The sequence below is a fragment of the Halomonas profundus genome, from assembly GCF_020865425.1.
GTDB classification, from domain to species: domain Bacteria; phylum Pseudomonadota; class Gammaproteobacteria; order Pseudomonadales; family Halomonadaceae; genus Vreelandella; species Vreelandella titanicae.
The window spans coordinates 370,606-388,757 of the sequence record NZ_CP086344.1 but is presented as its reverse complement, the minus strand read 5'-3'; the positions used below and the strand labels follow the sequence as shown (position 1 = coordinate 388,757).

The following is an 18,152-nucleotide window of genomic DNA, read 5'->3' as shown; positions in this document are numbered from 1 at the left end:
TTTATCTTGTTCTACTAACATCATCATTACCGAGCTAAATGGCACTAGTCGCCATTGGCCTCTGACGCGACAAGAGAAAATCGTTGTTGAGTCACCCATCTCCCCTCAGTATTCACGATCAACGCAAAATTTTTGCAGTAACACTGAATCGCCCTCTGTTTCGCCATCAACAAACGCACCTCATCTTCTATTCGTTCGAGTGCCTCTGGCCCACTCTCTCTGGCGACGGTGAGGTGAGGTATGCTGCCCGTATGGAGACCACCGTAGGGTGGGTAGTCTGGGAAGGCATCGACGAATGCTTTAATCAGCGAGATAAAAGGAGCGCTAGGGCTTGGCTGAAGATACACCGTGTCCGTGAATCGTCCCACACCCGATAGCCAAAACTCAAAAGCCGTGGTTTGTTTAGCAATCGCTTTAAGCTTGCGAAGATCTTTCTCGACAATCTCGTTAGGTGATACAAAGGGATAAAGTAGCGTTATGTGCGCGGGCACGCCTATAGCCGCTGTGGCATCATAGCGCTGACGAAGCTCGCCAACCACGGGTTCGGCTTCGCGAACAGGAACGATCAAGGCCGCTTGCGGTGCCACTCGGGTCATGTGCACATCGTCCAGTTAGGCCAGCCCGCAGGGCTGTTAGCGTGAATACCCCGCTCGCAGGCAGCAAGCGCCGCGGTGGCGCCAACGGCAAACGAGGAGGGGAAAACGGGATCATGCCGGTCAACGTGATCTTGTCCAAAGCCTCCGCCGGCAAACCACCCAGTGACCAGAGCGCAGTCAGTGCATCGCGTGCTGTCATCGTATGAAAACTCATGCTAATGCCTCCAACAACGCCCACCCCTGAGGCCACTCCCCCAACTGACTTGCGGCGTTGATATGCCCGCAGGCGCCCACGTCAACAAAGTCGGCTTGCCATGTCGCAGCCTGCTGCCGGGCATAGTCTGTCGTCGCGTAGGGGTCGTCACTGCTGGCTACAACCAGCGCTGGAAATGGCAGAGGCCGAGCAGGAGCGTTGCGGAAATCGCTCGCTTCGGGTGGGAAAGCCTTTGCGCCAGGGTCAGGTACTGCCACCAGCAACGCGCCGCTTACCTGCGCCACTCGATGAGATCTCTCATCGCTGCTCTTCTTATCGCTAACAGTGACCTCCTGTACCCAGTGCGCCACCAGCAGGCACGCAAGACTGTGAGCAACGAGCAATACCGGTGCCTCAGCTTCATCAATGGCGGTATCCAATGCCTGCAGCCAATCGTTGAGATTCGGCTCATCCCAGGAGCCAGGCTGAAAACGGAGGCTATTAGGCCGCTTTAGCCCCCATAGTGACTGCCAGTGGTCGGCATCAGAATTGCCGAGACCGGGCAGAAATAGCAGCTGGGTCGCTGGCTTGTTAGTTGTCATTGCAGGTCTCCTTACGCGGTCGATAGCGCAGCTCGCCAGGAAAACGTCTGGCGACGTAGCGTAGAACGCCTTCAAAATCATGCTGCCCCCAGTCGATCCAGTCGGCCTTGAGTTTGCGCAGCGAATGGTGGCGCGAATCGCCGATTCCCCGGTAGTCGTAGGTCACTGCGTCCCACCCTTGCTGATACAAATAATCAGCAAAGGGCATGTAATAGCGGCAGCGCACCGAGGTGGCGGTGTTAATGATCACCACGGGGCCAGGGTGAGACGACGAAACACAAGGTCGGCGCCATACCCACCCGCGCAGCGCATAACTATCCGCCGCGCTGATATAGACGGGCTCAGGCATCAATGTTCTGTCGCCTTGCAGCTATACCGTTCTTAGCCCCAGTGACCGTAGCATGAAAGTCCGCAATCAGTTGCTGGGTGACAGGGCCCACGGGCCATTCGGTCTTCGCCTTATCTTCCACCAATGCCACCACCGGCTGAAGCTCGACCGAGGTGCCGGCAGTCAACACTTCGGTTGCAGCACGCAGTTCCTCGAGTGTAACCGCTCGCTCCTCTACCGGCAGGCCTCTCTGACGTGCCAAACCCAACACATGGCGCTTGGTGATGCCATCAAGAAAACAGGTCGGCAGTGGGGTTACCAGTACGCCATCACTGACCAAAAGCAGATTAGTGGCTGTCGTTTCAGCGACTAAGCCGTCGCTATCGAGCAGTAACGCGTCATCACAACCTACTGCTATGGCCGCATGGCGGGCTAGCGTGCCGATCATATACAGTCCAGAACACTTAGAGGCAGTAGGCGCCGTATTAGGGGGCGGGCGTCGCCAGTTGGCCAGTTGCAGCCGAATACCTACCTCTGCCCGCCCCTGGGACGCCGCCGTAGGCCAATCCCAGGCGGCAATCGCCACATGGACACGTGCTTGAGGCGCCGCGATAGACACACTATCCGCGCCACGCCAGGCGATAGGGCGGATATACGCATCGGTTAGCTGATTGGCCCATAGCACCGCGTCAATCGCTTGGCTGAGCTCGCGGTGCGACCAGGGCAGCCGATAGTCCAGTAGTGCTGCGGAACGCTCTAAACGCTCCAAATGCGCGTCACCCAGAAAAACACGCCGCCCGTAGGCACGCATGCCTTCGAATACCGCTCCCCCCATGTGTAACGCATGGCTAAGCACATGCAGGCGCGCCTCACGCCAAGGAAGCAGCTCACCATCGAGCCAGATCAACCCATCTCGGTCATCAGGAGCGTTTAGCATGGCACCCACCCAGTAGCAGATTATCGATATCGTCAGTCTGTCCTCTGTATGTTTTAAAAACGAGTGAGTAAATCTCAAACTGGGCTGAGTTTTGCTCAGCGATTTTTACAGCGTGGTCAGCGCGGCTTCTTGTATGATCTGTTTATCAACCTTCGAGGGTGGGGGTAGCGATTATGCGGATTCCTGTGCCATTAAATGCTCTACGCGCTTTTGAGGCGACGGCGCGGCATCTTTCAATCAAGGAAGCGGCCATGGAGCTTTCGGTCACTCCTTCGGCAGTCAGTCACCAACTGCGCATACTGGAGGAGTTGTTTGGCGTCGTGCTTCTGCGCCGAACAGGAACGCGTCTTGAGCTTACCGACGCGGGACACAAGCTAACACCTTACCTGCAACAAGGCTTTACGCAGATTGCCAAGGGGGTTGACTCACTTCGCCAAAAGCGCCGTGACGGGCCGCTACGTCTCAACATGTTGCCTACTTTTGCAACCAACTGGCTGTCGCCACGGTTAAGCCTGTATCCCTTCGAGCGGCGTGGATTCTCGCTTGAGATATCCACTACGCAGGATGAGGTAGACCTTGCCGCGGGGGTGGCCGATGTGGGCATCTGGTACGGCAACGGGCATTGGCCGGAATTACAGGCCGATCTCCTCTTTGAAGCAACCATCGACCTTTATGCCCGTCCAGGCTTTGCTACCGGCTCCCATCGCGATCGCCTTGACCGTGTCAGCCAGGCCAATCTGTTTGTCTCCCGCCACTGCCTGACATGGCAACGCTGGATGGAGAGCCTTCCCGACGGCCCCTTCAAACCCGCTGTGGTCACGCAGGTGGATTCCGGCGGATTAACCCTGCAGGCCGCCGCCGATGGGGTGGGTGTATCGATAGTGGTCTGCGAGCTGGCCGATAGCGCCGTGCGATTGGGGCGGCTAACGTCGGTATTCGAACATCCAGTCAACGCAGACGTTGGTTTCTGGTTAGTCTACCCAGATGCACTGCGCGAGGATCGCCGTTTGGATAATTTGCGTAGTTGGCTGCGCGAGCAGCCAACATAGCCAGATACTTGCGCATTATTTATCGCTTACTTAACGACGCTTCTCCCCCACGATGCGTGACGGTGTTCGCCAGACCAACAGCGCCCCCAACAGGAATAATCCGGATGCGGCCCACATGGCAATGGGAAGGCTAGTGCCATCGACGATACGCCCACCCAACATGGCACCCAAACCAATCGACATATTGAAGGTAAACGCCATCAACGCTGTGGCGGCTTCGGTGTTGGGTGCTGTGCGTATAATCCAAGTTTGAATGCTGACTGATACGCTGCCAAACACCGCGCCCCACATCATAAGCAACATGACACCGCTGCTCGGCTGAACACCCAGCAGCGGGAACACGGCGACGACGATAAGCAACAGGCTGGGAATCGCCAGCACAGCGCGGTAGGGGTGGCGCCCGGCAAACATGCCTGCCGCAATATTGCCCACAATGCCTGCCGCCCCGTAAAGCAGCAGCAGACTGCTCACATGGCGCTGGGAAATACCGCTGATCTCTTGCAGGATGGGGCTAATAAAGGTGTAGGCGGCAAAGTGGCCAACCACTACAAAGGCGGTGGTTAACACCGCGACTCGCACACCGCGATTGCTAAACTGCTGCGCCAATACCCGCAAACGCACAGGTTCTCGCGGTGGTAGCGGCGGTAGCCAAAACCACAGCGCAGCTGCCGTTAACAGGCTTAGCCCTCCCAGCGCCCCAAAGGCGACCCGCCAGTTGCTTAGATCCCCCAGCAGCGTGCCCAGTGGCACACCCAGCACCGAGGCCGCCGCGACACCACCAAAAATCATCGTCATCGCTTTTGGCACCTGAGCCTCTGGCACTAGGCGTGGGGCAATGCTGCCCGCCACCGCCCAAAAGCCACCAATACTAAGCCCCACAAGCACGCGGGCGGCAAGCAACAGGATAAAGCTGCTGGCCAATGCCGATAGCACACTCCCGGCCACCATTACGGCCATCAATGCCGTGAGCATAATGCGCCTGTCCAAGCGCCCCACCGCTACCGGCAGCAGCGGGGCTGAAAAGGCAGCGACCACGCCGGGCACGGTGACCATTAAGCCCGCCATGCCAGGGGTAACGCCCATGCTCGATGCCACTTGAGAAAGCAACCCAATCGGCAGTTGCTCTGCGGTCACCAGTAAAAAAATGCCGATCATCACGGCCACCACCGCCCACCAACGCGGCGCTTGTTGCTGCTCCATCTGCTGCTCCCTGACTGTCTAAATCCCGGCGAACAAAACGATACCTAACCACAAAACCCTATCTAGCAAAAAAGTACTTAGCAAAAACATTACCTAGCAAAAACAAAGCCCCCGTAGCCAGAGGCTACGAGGGCGGTCTCAGAAACCTAGCTAGCGATTTAAATCGCCGCTTCGGTTTCCGCTGCTTCCGCGGTAAAAGCGGCTTTCTCTTCTTCGCTGATCTCTTTCATCGACAGCTTCACGCGGTTGCGGTTGTCGATATCCAGCACCTTAACGACCACGTCATCGCCTTCGTTCAAGAAGTCGCGCACGTTGTTAACCCGCTCGGCAACGATTTGCGAGATGTGAACCAGGCCATCGGTGCCGGGCATGATGTTAACGAACGCACCGAAGTCAGCAATACGCACGACCTTGCCGTGATATAGCTTGCCGATTTCCGCTTCAGCGGTAATCGCCAGCACGGTGTCGATGGCGCGCTTGGCGGCGGCTTTATCTTCCGCGTAAATACGCACGGTGCCATCGTCGTCGAGATCAATAGAGGCGCCGGTGTCTTCGCAGATTTTGCGAATGGTTGCGCCACCTTTACCGATAACGTCACGGATCTTGTCCGGATCGATTTTGATCGTTGCCATGGACGGCGCGTTGTCGGAGACATCGCTACGGCTCTGGCTGATCACGACATTCATTTGCTCGAGAATACTCAGTCGCGCGGTCAGTGCTTGCTGCAGCGCGAGCTCCATAATCTCTTCGTTGATGCCTTCGATCTTGATGTCCATCTGCAGGGCGGTGACGCCCTCTTCGGAACCGGCAACTTTAAAGTCCATATCGCCAAGGTGATCTTCGTCACCCAGAATATCGGTCAATACCGCAAAACCGTCCGGGTCTTTTACCAAGCCCATGGCAATACCGGCGACCGGTGCTTTTAACGGCACGCCTGCGTCCATCAGGGCCAGCGAAGAGCCACATACAGAGGCCATGGAGCTGGAGCCGTTAGACTCGGTAATTTCAGACACCACACGAATGGTGTAGGGGAAGACGTCTTCTGACGGCAGCATTGCCTGCACACCACGACGCGCTAAGCGGCCATGGCCGATTTCGCGACGCTTCGGGCCACCCATAAAGCCAGCTTCACCCACCGAGTAGGGAGGGAAGTTGTAGTGCAGCATAAAGCGGTCTTTACGCTCACCTTCCAGTGATTCGATTAGCTGTGAATCACGCAGCGTGCCCAGTGTTGCTACGGCAATCGCCTGGGTCTCACCACGCGTAAAGATGGCAGAACCATGAGCTTTCGGCAGCACACCGACTTCAATCGCCAGCGGGCGAACGGTTTGATTGTCACGACCGTCAATACGCGGCTCACCTTTTACCACCCGTGAACGCACAACGCGTTTTTCCAGGCTAGCAAAGGCACCTTTGACGTCATCTTTACTGAACTTGTCGTTAACCGGTTCGCCTTCATCGGCTGCCAGTTGTTCAATCGCCTGATCTTTCAACTCAGCCAATGCATCCTGGCGCTGCATTTTGTCGGTGATGCGGTAAGCATCGCCCACTTTAGCTTCAAACGCATCGGCCATGGCGGCTTTGAGCGCCTGGTTCTCTTCGGCGGCCTGCCACTCCCAACGCGGCTTGCCCGCTTCAGCAACCAGTTCGTTAATGGCACTGATCGCGACCTGCATTTCCTGGTGACCGAACAGAACGGCTCCCAGCATTTCGTCTTCGAGCAGCTCTTTGGCTTCAGACTCAACCATCAGCACGGCTTTTTCAGTACCGGCGACGACCATGTCGAGCTCAGAGGTGGCCAGTTCTTCAACCGTTGGGTTGAGGAAGTAGCCTTTCTCTTCGTTAAAACCAACGCGGGCTGCGCCAATCGGGCCACTAAACGGCACGCCAGAGATGCTCAGCGCTGCGGAAGTACCCAGCAGTGCGGCAATATCCGGATCGTGGTTACGGTCGGTGGAGAGAACGGTACAGACGACCTGCACTTCGTTCATAAAGCCTTTAGGGAACAGCGGACGGATTGGGCGATCAATCAGACGCGAGGTCAGCGTCTCTTTTTCAGTGGGACGACCTTCGCGCTTGAAGAAGCCGCCAGGAATCTTGCCCACTGCGTAGGTTTTCTCTTGGTAGTGTACCGAGAGAGGGAAAAAGGGTTGGCTCGGGTTTGCCTCTTTGCGAGCGACAACGGTACACAGCACGACGGTGTCATCCATGGTAACCATGACAGCGCCGGTAGCTTGGCGAGCAATACGCCCGGTTTCGAGCGTGACGGTGCTACGACCGTACTGGAACGTTTTCTTTACCGGATTCACAGCGACTTCCTTCAGCATTATCAATATCTACTTGTCTATTCGTTTAGGTCGTTTTGACTCGTTACCATTCTAGGCGCTGGAGCGCGATAGGGCTACCAGTTCCCTACTTGCCGTAAACACGAAACATAAAAAAACGGGCAGCTCACAAGGAGCTGCCCGTTTCTAATCGTTGCCGTTAACGCTTAACGACGCAGACCCAGACGCTGAATCAGGGACTGATAGCGTTCGAAATCTTTACGCTTTAGGTAGTCCAGCAGCTTACGACGCTGGTTAACCATGCGGATCAGACCACGACGCGAGTGGTGATCCTGTTTGTTGGTCTTGAAGTGATCCTGCAGGCCATTAATGTTGGCGCTCAGCAGTGCAACCTGCACTTCAGGGGAACCGGTATCGTTGTCGCCGCGGCCGTATTCAGTGACGATCTCGGCCTTCTTCTCAGCGGTTAAAGCCATCTGTCTCTCCAGTAAGCAATATGCCTAAAAATGAATGGGTGAGACCACGCATATTTGCAGTCTCAAGCTACTGTTTTCTACGTACACGTTTCGACGTGTACGTCGGATCTTGCAATTTTCACGTAGACGGTCGCCTCCTTGCAACGCTGTTTACGAGATAGCGACAGTGCTTAACAGTCGCTTAGGCGCCACTTCCTGAGCACCTTTCACTACGCCAAGGCCGATAAACGTCTCGGCGTAATAAAGTCGGGCTACTTCGTCCGCGGCTAATGCGCCGGTTTCGAGAGCAGCGGGCTGGCCATGGGCCAAACGAGAATGCGCGGTGTCGTCTACCGTCAGTAACGGTAAATGGTCCACCAACACATCCACGGGCATGAGCTCAGCTTCCAGTGCCGCTTGGTCGGCCAATGCTTCCAAGGCCTCTAGCGTCCACATCGCGTCGGCTAAAAAGGGCCCCGTTTTGAGCCTCCTTAGTTGACTGATGTGCGCACCACAGCCAAGCGCTTGGCCAATATCTTCGGCTAACGTGCGGATGTAAGTGCCTTTACTGCAGCTTACTTCCAGCTCAAAAGCAGTGCCTTCAAACGATAGCAGGCGCGCATCATACACGCTTACGCGCCGGGCTGCACGCTCTACCTGCTTGCCTTCACGGGCCAACTCGTAAAGTTTTTTGCCCTGATGCTTGAGGGCCGAATACATCGGCGGCACTTGGTCGATCTCACCGCGAAAACGGGTGAGCACAGCTTCCACGTCATCGACGCTTAGGCTGGGAACCTCATGCTGCTCAATAATCGTGCCTTCTGCATCGCCGGTATCCGTGATCACCCCTAGCTCTACCCGGGTGCGATACACCTTGTCGGCTTCCAGCAAGTGCGATGAAAACTTGGTCGCTTCACCTAGGCAAATCGGCAATAAGCCGGTTGCCATCGGGTCTAGCGTGCCGGTGTGCCCGGCTTTTTGAGCCTGGAACAGCCGACGTACACGCTGCAGCGCATGGTTGCTGGAAACGCCCTTGGGCTTATCCAGCAGCAGTACGCCATTAACCGGTAAACCGCGACGTTGACGCGCCACTAGCGAGTTTCCTCACTACCCTGGGCGTCGGCATCTTGGTCACTGCCCTGATCATCATCGCCTTGATAGCGTGCACGATCCGTCGTCACCGCTTCATCAATCAATGAAGAGAGTTGCTGACCGCGCACCACGCTTTCATCGAAATGAAAACGCAGCTCCGGTACGTGACGTAGCTTGATGCGCTTGGCAATCTGGCTTCTTAGAAAACCGGCAGCACGCTTAAGCACCTGCAGATTCTCTTTAATACGCTCGGGCTCTTGCTCACCCAACAGAGTGACGTAGACGTCGGAGTAGCCAAGGTCACGGCTAACGGTAACACCGCTGACCGTGACCATGCCCAAACGCGGGTCTTTCACTTCTCGTTGGATCAACACCGCCAGCTCCTTTTGGAGCTGGTCGGCTACCCGGTCGGTACGCTTAAATTCGCGCATGTTTAGCTCCTCGCAGCCTTACAGGCTACGCTCGACCTTCACTTGGTCGAAGACTTCGATCTTATCGCCGACTTGGACATCGTTGTAGTTCTTCACGCCGATGCCACACTCCATGCCGTTGCGCACTTCCTGCACATCGTCTTTGAAGCGGCGCAGCGATTCGAGTTCGCCTTCGTAGATCACCACGTCATCACGCAACACGCGGATCTTCTTATTACGATGTACGCTGCCTTCAATCACCATACAACCGGCGATGGCACCAATCTTCGGCGCACGGAAGACATCGCGCACTTCGGCAATACCGACGATCTCTTCTTTCCACTCAGGTGCGAGCATACCGCTCATCGCCTGTTTGACCTCGTCGATCAGCTGGTAAATAACGCTGTAGTAACGCAGATCCAGGCCTTCGCGCTCAACGATCTCGCGGGCAGCGGCGTCAGCACGGACGTTAAAGCCGACGACGATGGCTTCCGACGCAAGCGCCAGGTTGGCATCGGTACCGGTGATACCACCGACACCCGAAGAGACCACGGCGACTTCAACTTCACCGGTGGAGAGCTCTTCCAGGGCGCCTTTGATCGCTTCCAGAGAACCTTGAACGTCGGCTTTGAGGACGATGTTGACCTTGGCCACTTCGTCTTGGCCCATCTGGCTGAACATGTTCTCCAGCTTAGCCTTCTGCTGACGTGCCAGGCGCACTTCGCGGTATTTGCCTTGACGGAAGTTAGCCACTTCGCGGGCTTTCTTCTCGTCTGCTACGACCATGAAGTCATCACCGGCATCCGGCGTACCGCCCAAGCCTTGAATCTCTACCGGCATGGCCGGGCCAACCGCATCGACTTGCTGGGCAAGTTCGTTGGTCAGCGCACGCACACGACCGTAGTGCAGGCCAGCCAGGACGATATCGCCCTTTTTCAGCGTACCGTTCTGAACCAGCACGGTAGCGACCGGACCACGACCTTTATCAAGGCGCGATTCAACCACCACGCCTTTACCCGGCGCTTCCGGTACGGCCTTGAGCTCAAGCACTTCAGAGACCAGTTGGATGGCTTCCAACAGTTCTTCGATACCTTCACCGGTCTTGGCGGAAACGTGAACAAACTGGGTATCACCGCCCCACTCTTCGGAGATCACGCCGTGCTGCGAAAGCTCATTCTTGATGCGATCAAGATCGATACCATCTTTATCGATCTTGTTGACCGCGACCACCATGGGCACTTCAGCGGCTTTGGAGTGTTCAATCGCCTCAATCGTCTGAGGCATCACGCCATCGTCGGCAGCCACAACCAGAATAACCACGTCTGTCGCCTTGGCACCACGGGCACGCATTGCGGTAAACGCCGCGTGGCCTGGGGTATCCAGGAAGGTCACGCCACCGTGGTTATCTTCCACGTGGTAGGCACCGATATGCTGGGTAATACCACCGGCTTCACCGGTCGCCACTTTCGCTTTACGGATGTAATCCAGCAGCGAGGTTTTACCGTGGTCAACGTGGCCCATCACCGTAACAACGGGTGAACGCGTGATCTCTTCGCCTTCATAGGAGATGCCTTCGAGCATTTCCGTTTCCAGCGCGTCATCTTTAACCAGCTTCGGTGTATGGCCCATCTCTTCCACCACGATCGCAGCCGTATCCTGATCGATGGTTTGGTTGATGGTAACCGCCGCGCCCATGTTAAACATGGCCTTGATCACTTCATTGGCCTTGATCGACATCTTATCGGCCAATTCCGCCACGCTGATCGATTCAGGGATCGATACTTCACGCACGATCGGCTGAGTCGGCTTCTGGAAAGCGTGCTTGCCATTGCCGGTCTGGTTGCCACCACGGCGACCACCGCGACGCTGTTCGGCACGTTTTACCTTCTTACCGCCGCCGCGCTTGCGCTCTTCGCGATCACCACGATCTTCATCGTCACGGCGACCTTTGTTCTTCGCCGCCGTCTTCTTGGGCGGAGCGGTACGACGGTCAGTGCGGCCCTCTTTCGGCGGCGCTGGCGGCATATCGTCACCGGACGGCGTATCGTCGATTTCAAGATTCGGCACAGGAATGTCTGGCGTAGCCGGTGCTTTGGCTGCCGCAGGCGCTTTCGGCTTGGCTTCAGACTCTTTATTGCTACGCGCCGTGTTACTTTGCGCCGTCGCTTCAGCTTCTTTATTGCTACGCGCGGTGGCTTCCGCTACCTGTGCAGCGCGGGCTTTCTTAGCAGCGGCTTTTTCTTCGGCTTCACGCGCATCAGACACTTTGCGCTCAGCTTCGGCTTCCGCCATATCGCCCACTAGCTGGCGCGGGCCAGTATAGCTAGGCTCCGGCGCTTTCGGCTTCTCATCTTCAGCGCTTTTGACGTAGGTCTTTTTCTTACGTACCTGCACTTCAATGGTTTTGCCGCGCTCGCCGGTATTGATACGGCTACGGGTTTTGCGCGTCAGCGTGATGCGGTTTTTGCCCGCTTCAGGGGTGTCGCTACCGCCGTGGCTCTTCTTCAAGAAACTCAGTAGCTTCTGCTTATCTTCTTCAGACACAGCATCGCTTTCAGAAGCGTGCTTCAAACCCGCTTCTTTCATTTGCTCTAGTAGGCGAGGCACATCACGGCCCACCTTTCCTGCGAAATCTTTAACTGTCATATCTGACATATTGACCCTCCTCAGCCCGTGACCTGTTTACTGTGTGTTCGAATCCGATGCGTCATCGACTTCAAACCAGGGCGCACGGGCAGTCATGATCAGTGCCGCTGCGCGCGCTTCGTCCAACTCCTCGATATCGACCAGATCGTCGACAGACTGCTCGGCGAGATCTTCCATGGTAACGATGCCGCGACTGGCCAGAATGAAGGCCAGGTGGCGCTCCATGCCATCCATCTCCAGCAGATCTGCTGCTGGCTGGGCACCGTCTAGCGCTTCTTCCGTGGCAATTGCCATCGTCAGCAGCTCGTCTTTCGCACGTGCACGAAGCGCTTCGACTAAATCTTCATCGAACTCTTCGATTTCGAGCATCTCTTCCATCGGCACGTAGGCGACTTCTTCCAGGGTAGTGAACCCCTCATCCACCAACAGGCGAGCGACATCTTCATCCACATCGAGGTGCTGGATAAAAGAGTCCACCAGGCTATCAATCTCTTGATCGCGCTTAGACTCCGCTTCCTCTTCGGTCATGACATTAATGCGCCAGCCGGTAAGTTCAGAAGCCAAACGCACGTTCTGACCGCTCCGACCAATCGCCTGAGCAAGGTTATCCTGCGCCACGGCCACGTCCATTGCGTGGGCGTCCTCGTCCACAAGGATAGACCCAACATCGGCAGGTGCCATGGCGTTAATCACCAATTGGGCGGGATTGTCATCCCACAGCACGATATCAACGCGTTCGTTTTGCAGCTCCGAAGAGACCGCCTGAACGCGCGAACCGCGCATACCCACACAGGCACCGACCGGGTCGATGCGGCGATCATTGGTTTTTACCGCAATTTTGGCCCGTGAACCGGGGTCACGCGCAGCACCTTTGATCTCAATCAACTGCTCTGCGATCTCTGGCACTTCAATTTTGAACAGCTCGATGATCAGCTCGGGACACGTCCGCGATAGCTGAAGCTGGGCACCGCGTGCATCGGGATCCACTTTGACCAACAGGGCGCGCACCCGCTCGTTCATGCGGTAACGCTCGCCGTGAATCATTTCATTGCGCGGCAAAAACGCCTCAGCGTTTTCGCCCAAATCAATGATCAGGCCATCACGTGTGGTCTTTTTAACGATGCCCGCAACCAGTTCACCTTCGCGATCGGCATATTGGCGCACGACTTCAGCCCGCTCGGCTTCGCGTACTTTCTGTACGATCACCTGTTTGGCGGTTTGTGCAGCAATACGGCCAAACGACGCATTTTCGATGCTTTTTTCGACCACATCGCCTAATTTCAGCGGCGGATCGCGCTGCTCGGCGATGCTCTCTTTAATTTCATAATCTGGCGTTTCGAATTCGTCATCTTCCACAACGGTCCAGGTGCGGAAGGTTTCGTATTCACCAGTGCGGCGGTCAATATGCACGCGCACATTGGCTTCTTCTCTTTCAAAACGCTTGCGTGACGCACTCGCAAGAGCGGCTTCTACCGCCTCGAAGATGACATCACGTGGGACGCCCTTCTCATTGGAGATCGCGTCAACGACCATTAAAATTTCTTTACTCATGCGTATGCCTCGCCAGAAAACCTATCCTTATGTGCATCACCCCGGCAGCCTGCCGGCAGCGCCGCCACCCGGTCAATCGTCGAACTGCGGTACAATGTGAGCAGAATCAATACTCTCAATTGGAAAGCAGTACTCTTCGCCATCCAGTTGTAGCAGTACTTCATCCCCCTCAACACCGACCAAAAGCCCTTGATACTTGCGCCGCCCGTCAAAGGCAGTGCGCAATTTCAGCGCGACGTGATGACCTTGAAAGCGGGTAAACTGATCCAGGGAATACAAGGGACGTGCCATGCCTGGCGAGGAGACTTCCAACCGGTACTCACCGGGAATGGGGTCTTCTACATCCATAACGGCACTGACTTGGCGGCTAATATCTGCGCAGTCTTCCACGCTGACACCACTCTCGCGCTCGATATAGATCACCAGCCGCGAATTTTTGCCCTGGGAAAGATGGTCGATGCCCCATAGCTCAAAGCCCATGGCAGCAACAACAGGTTCGATCAGCGCGTGAAGCGCAGCGTGTTTAGTGGCCACAGACAAAGCTCCTATAGCCGTTGCATCAGGCACCTGGCCAGGAGTTATTAGAAAAGCTAGGTGGCTGATTGGCGTTACTTGGGAATGTGTCTCCGGTTTTCCGGACGACATCCGCTATTAAGATATTCGTGCTAACGATATTCTGGCTAACAAAGCGGGGGCGCCAATAAAACAGCGACCAGGCGCGCTTGCTAGCCAAAAGCTGCTAACAAAAAGCCCCTTCACTGGAAGGGGCTTTTTGAAAGAAACCTTGTGTACCATTTCTTAAGTACTACTTCCAGTACCGTCTTAGCAACATGTAACAGGCTGTACCTGAAATGACCGTTATTTCCAATACGTCTTAAAAATAACAATCTAGAACATGCTACTAGAAAATGGTAGCGGGGACCGGATTTGAACCGATGACCTTCGGGTTATGAGCCCGACGAGCTACCAGACTGCTCCACCCCGCATCAATCTAGGTCGACGATAATAGACACTAAAGCCACTTACGTCAAGAACTACTTGCTTCAAGAACCACTTACTTAAAGCTGTCTTTTTCGCCTCAGGTGCCAATGGGCATTCTGGTAACAAAAGAAACGTTCTGGGAAGCTGGCGTGCCAGCAAAACAGATGGTGCCGAAGGCGGGACTTGAACCCGCACGACCATACGGTCACTACCCCCTCAAGATAGCGTGTCTACCAATTCCACCACTTCGGCAACAGGGGAGGCTAAAGAAACGTTATCTGTCTAAACAACGAGACTACTTACTCGCTGCTTTCCTCTAGCACTGGCGCGGTATTATCCACGTCCGCAGGCCTGTCGTCAAGCGTCGGGACGCTTTGCTGCTGCTCGATCAAGCGCGAATCGGGAATACCTGCTTCCGGTGCCTGGCCCGCCTGGGTGGCAAAGTAAGCTAGCGCCATTGAGGTGACGAAGAAACCCGCCGCCAAAATAGCCGTTGTGCGCGACAGGAAGTTACCACTGCCCCGCGAACCAAATACCGTTTGTGATGCACCGCCTCCGAAAGCGGCACCGGCTTCGGCACCTTTACCCTGCTGAAGCAGAATGAGTACCACCAGGGCGACCGCAATCACCACATGAATCATAAGAATTGCAACTTGCATGGCGTTATCCTGCTGACTGACAAATGGCATAAAAATCATCGATCTTGAGTGAGGCTCCGCCCACTAGACCGCCGTCGATATCTGGCTGAGCAAGCAGCTCAGCCGCATTGCTTGCGTTCATACTGCCGCCGTAAAGCAAACGCAGTTGCTCGGCGAGGCCCTTATCGAAACCCGCCTGGTAGGCACGGATGCCTGCCATAACGTCCTGGGCTTGCTCAGGCGTTGCCGTGCGCCCAGTGCCAATGGCCCAAACAGGCTCATAGGCAATCACGACCTGCTTACGCTGGTCGGGCTCTAAGCGGGACATTACATAGCCCACTTGACGAAGCACCACATCCATCGTGCGCCCTGCGTCGCGCTCCTCCAGGGACTCACCCACACAGAGGATCGGCGTGATATCCACGCTCAATGCTGCTAGCAGGCGTGCAAAGATCTGTTCATCGCTCTCTTTGTAGAGCTGACGTCGTTCAGAGTGCCCCACCAATACGTAAGAGACCGCAAACTCTTTTAGCATGCGACCACTTACTTCGCCGGTATGCGCCCCAGAGTGAATAGGGTTCAACGTTTGCGCGCCCAATGAAAGCACCGTACCTTCAAACGCGTGGCGCGCCGCATCCAAATAGGGGAACGGCGGAATGATAACGACATCCACGCTCGTTGGCGATACGGCGGCGGAGAAGGCCTGGCCGAATTCATTGATTAACGCCACGGAACCGTTCATTTTCCAGTTACCGGCGATTAAAGGCGTACGCATCGACTCTCCTCACTCAAGGTGGAGCGAAATGGTATAGGAGCGGCCTTGTCAAGACAACCGCTGTTATAACCACAAGCTGGGTTTACCAAACCAGTTTACCGAACCGGTTAGCTGAACACATTTAATTAAGTAGCGCCTGAACCTGATCGGCCAAGCTATGCGCCAATTGATCGACATCTAAATGGGCACGTCCTTCCACCATTACTCGAATAAGCGGCTCAGTACCTGAGGGACGTAGCAACACTCGCCCCTCATCACCTAACTCATGCTCTAACGCAGCCACTGCCTGCTGAAGCGGCGCAGATGCCATCACCTCTTTGGCGCTGGCATGAGCGGGCAAACGTACATTAACCAGCGCCTGGGGCACTTTCTCCAACTCTTTTAACAGTGTCGGGAGGCTTTTTTGCTCGCGCATCATCAGCGCCAATACCTGCAACGCGGAGACAATGCCGTCGCCGGTGGTCTGCACGTGGGCGCACACAATATGCCCCGACGACTCACCGCCCAGCTCCCAACCATTGGCGGCCATACGCTCCATCACAAAGCGGTCACCCACCTTTGCGCGCTCAAAGGGGATTCCCAGCTTATCCAGCGCCATCGACAGGCCAAAGTTTGACATCAGGGTGCCCACCACGCCGCCTTGAAGCAAGCCACGCTCGTGGCGATCTCGGGCAATCAGATAGAGAATATCGTCGCCGTCGACTTCCCGCCCGTCGCCATCTACCAGCAGCACGCGGTCGCCATCGCCATCAAAGGCGATCCCCAAATCCGCATTTTGCTGAATAACGGCAGCGCGTAGAGCCGCGGGGTGCGTTGAGCCCACCTGCTGGTTAATGTTTAACCCGTCAGGCGCAGAGCCAATGGTGGTGACATCAGCCCCCAGCTCGCGGAACACATTGGGTGCGATATGGTAAGTGGCACCGTGAGCACAGTCTAAGACGATTTTAAGGCCGTGCAGGCTAAGCCGGTCAGGCAAGGTCGATTTACAGAACTCGATGTAACGGCCTGCGGCGTCGTCGATACGCGTTGCCTTACCCAGCTGCGCGGCCTCGGCCGTGGTCAGCGGCGCTTCCAGCATCGCTTCGATACGATCTTCCGTGTCATCGGGAAGCTTCTTGCCCTCAGCGGAGAAGAACTTGATGCCGTTATCATCAAAGGGGTTGTGCGATGCCGAAATGACAATGCCTGCATCGGCACGGAAGGTGCGCGTTAAATAGGCAATACCCGGCGTGGGCATTGGCCCCAGCAGTGATACATCGACACCCGCTGCCGAGAGCCCCGCCTCTAGGGCGGATTCAAACATATAGCCAGAGATCCGGGTATCTTTGCCGATCAGTACCCGCGTTCGACCTTTATCACGGCGCAGCACCTGACCCGCCGCCCAGCCCAGCTTGAGCATAAAATCAGCGGTAATCGGTGATTTACCCACCGTGCCGCGAATACCATCCGTCCCAAAATAGCGCCTTGTCATGCGTCAAACTCCTTATTTAGCGGCGGCTCGCAGCCTTCTTGTAGTACCGCCCACGCCATATTGACTGCATCGACCGTTGCAGCCACGTCATGCACGCGCAAAATATTTGCCCCTCGCTCAACCGCCATGGCAGCGAGCGCCAAACCACCGGAGAGACGCTCCTCCACTGGTCGACCCAACACTTTTCCAATCATACTTTTGCGTGACATACCCACTAGCAGCGGGAGCTCCAGCGATTGCAGAGACTCCATGTATTTGAGTAAGCGTAGATTGTGTTCGACGGTTTTGCCGAAGCCAAAACCAGGGTCAACCAATAGACGATTGCGGCGCAGACCGGCCGCCTCGCACTCAGCAATCCGACGGGCCAAATAATCCGCCACCTCTTCTTCAATCGGGCGCTGATAAGTGGGCGACTGCTGCATATCCTGCGGCTCGCCCTGGCGGTGCATCAAACAGACGGGCAGCCCGCTACCCACCGCGGCCAGCAGGGCTCCCTCGCGCTCTAACGCACGCACATCATTAATCATACCAGCGCCCAGTTCGCTCGCCTCGCGTATAACCGTCGGGCAACTGGTATCCACCGACACCAACGCATCCAGCTCGCGTACCAGGACTTCCACCACTGGCGCCACCCGGTCTAGCTCCTCCTGGGGGCTGACGGGGGTAGCCCCAGGGCGGGTCGATTCGCCGCCCACATCTATCATCGCCGCCCCTTCGGCCAGCATCCGCTCAGCGTGGCGCAAAGCGTCATCCAATGCCACGTGCTGGCCACCGTCAGAAAAAGAGTCCGGGGTCACATTAAGAATACCCATTACCCTGGGAAAGGAGAGATCCAACAGATGGCGCCCGCAACGCAGTTGGAGAGCATTTTCTGCGTTTCGTGAAGAGGACGTGTCCAGAATTGATTTCATGCTGCAGCCTGATCAAGAAATGAAACATTGCT

At 56.1% G+C, this 18,152-nt stretch carries 17 protein-coding genes and 2 tRNA genes; 1 reads left to right on the top strand and 18 read right to left on the bottom strand.

The annotated features are described in order from the left end of the window. Positions 1–44: 44 nt before the first annotated feature. From LMS44_RS01850 to LMS44_RS01835, 4 genes are all read right to left on the bottom strand, one after another. Positions 45–596 (bottom strand): 2'-5' RNA ligase family protein, encoded by a 552-nt coding sequence (locus tag LMS44_RS01850; protein ID WP_230805507.1) that lies wholly within the window; start codon positions 594–596, stop codon positions 45–47. Between the two features lie 210 nt (positions 597–806). Beyond that, the gene (locus tag LMS44_RS01845) at positions 807–1,391 is read right to left on the bottom strand and encodes an RBBP9/YdeN family alpha/beta hydrolase (protein ID WP_278371594.1); all 585 of its coding nucleotides are present in this window, start codon (positions 1,389–1,391) and stop codon (positions 807–809) included. Continuing rightward, the gene (locus tag LMS44_RS01840) at positions 1,381–1,740 is read right to left on the bottom strand and encodes a hypothetical protein (RefSeq protein ID WP_278371595.1); all 360 of its coding nucleotides are present in this window, start codon (positions 1,738–1,740) and stop codon (positions 1,381–1,383) included. Before LMS44_RS01840 ends, LMS44_RS01845 begins: the two co-directional genes overlap by 11 nt. Continuing rightward, on the bottom strand, positions 1,733–2,656 hold the full coding sequence (locus tag LMS44_RS01835; protein ID WP_278371596.1) for an aminotransferase class IV: 924 nt from the start codon (positions 2,654–2,656) through the stop codon (positions 1,733–1,735). Before LMS44_RS01835 ends, LMS44_RS01840 begins: the two co-directional genes overlap by 8 nt. Positions 2,657–2,829: 173 nt before the next feature. Between LMS44_RS01835 and LMS44_RS01830 the strand changes: the two genes are divergently transcribed. After that, positions 2,830–3,705, top strand: a complete 876-nt coding sequence (locus tag LMS44_RS01830) for a LysR substrate-binding domain-containing protein (RefSeq protein ID WP_159175961.1) — start codon at positions 2,830–2,832, stop codon at positions 3,703–3,705. Between the two features lie 30 nt (positions 3,706–3,735). On the opposite strand, the gene LMS44_RS01825 is transcribed toward LMS44_RS01830, so the two are convergent. From LMS44_RS01825 to folP, 14 genes are all read right to left on the bottom strand, one after another. Further along, positions 3,736–4,905 (bottom strand): MFS transporter, encoded by a 1,170-nt coding sequence (locus tag LMS44_RS01825; protein ID WP_138801366.1) that lies wholly within the window; start codon positions 4,903–4,905, stop codon positions 3,736–3,738. A gap of 158 nt (positions 4,906–5,063) precedes the next feature. Further along, entirely contained in the window at positions 5,064–7,232 is a 2,169-nt protein-coding gene (gene pnp, locus LMS44_RS01820; RefSeq protein ID WP_022520704.1) for a polyribonucleotide nucleotidyltransferase, read from the bottom strand. Between the two features lie 164 nt (positions 7,233–7,396). Next, positions 7,397–7,666: a 30S ribosomal protein S15 gene (gene rpsO, locus LMS44_RS01815; RefSeq protein ID WP_007111823.1), complete on the bottom strand. Its 270-nt coding sequence runs from the start codon at positions 7,664–7,666 to the stop codon at positions 7,397–7,399. Between the two features lie 150 nt (positions 7,667–7,816). Further along, on the bottom strand, positions 7,817–8,737 hold the full coding sequence (gene truB, locus LMS44_RS01810) for a tRNA pseudouridine(55) synthase TruB (protein ID WP_009287928.1): 921 nt from the start codon (positions 8,735–8,737) through the stop codon (positions 7,817–7,819). Further along, complete coding sequence (gene rbfA, locus LMS44_RS01805) at positions 8,737–9,168, bottom strand: 30S ribosome-binding factor RbfA (protein ID WP_022520705.1); 432 nt, start codon at positions 9,166–9,168, stop codon at positions 8,737–8,739. The genes truB and rbfA overlap by 1 nt, the downstream gene beginning before the upstream one ends. A gap of 18 nt (positions 9,169–9,186) precedes the next feature. Then, positions 9,187–11,802, bottom strand: coding sequence for a translation initiation factor IF-2 (infB, locus tag LMS44_RS01800; protein ID WP_022520706.1), 2,616 nt, complete (start codon positions 11,800–11,802; stop codon positions 9,187–9,189). 27 nt (positions 11,803–11,829) lie between these two features. Beyond that, entirely contained in the window at positions 11,830–13,344 is a 1,515-nt protein-coding gene (gene nusA, locus LMS44_RS01795; protein ID WP_009287927.1) for a transcription termination factor NusA, read from the bottom strand. A 72-nt stretch (positions 13,345–13,416) separates the two neighbouring features. After that, entirely contained in the window at positions 13,417–13,878 is a 462-nt protein-coding gene (rimP, locus tag LMS44_RS01790) for a ribosome maturation factor RimP (RefSeq protein ID WP_022520707.1), read from the bottom strand. Positions 13,879–14,253: 375 nt separating this feature from the next. Next, positions 14,254–14,330 (bottom strand) — tRNA-Met (locus LMS44_RS01785). Positions 14,331–14,490: 160 nt separating this feature from the next. Continuing rightward, positions 14,491–14,577 (bottom strand) — tRNA-Leu (locus LMS44_RS01780). Positions 14,578–14,624: 47 nt separating this feature from the next. Continuing rightward, a complete protein-coding gene (gene secG, locus LMS44_RS01775; RefSeq protein ID WP_022520708.1) occupies positions 14,625–14,984 on the bottom strand; it encodes a preprotein translocase subunit SecG in 360 nt (119 codons plus the stop codon). Between the two features lie 4 nt (positions 14,985–14,988). Then, positions 14,989–15,738 carry a triose-phosphate isomerase gene (tpiA, locus tag LMS44_RS01770; RefSeq protein WP_009287925.1) on the bottom strand — a complete coding sequence of 250 codons (750 nt, stop codon included), beginning with the start codon at positions 15,736–15,738 and terminating at the stop codon, positions 14,989–14,991. A gap of 121 nt (positions 15,739–15,859) precedes the next feature. Continuing rightward, complete coding sequence (glmM, locus tag LMS44_RS01765; protein WP_022520709.1) at positions 15,860–17,209, bottom strand: phosphoglucosamine mutase; 1,350 nt, start codon at positions 17,207–17,209, stop codon at positions 15,860–15,862. After that, positions 17,206–18,120: a dihydropteroate synthase gene (gene folP / locus LMS44_RS01760; protein WP_022520710.1), complete on the bottom strand. Its 915-nt coding sequence runs from the start codon at positions 18,118–18,120 to the stop codon at positions 17,206–17,208. The genes glmM and folP overlap by 4 nt, the downstream gene beginning before the upstream one ends. Positions 18,121–18,152: the final 32 nt, after the last annotated feature.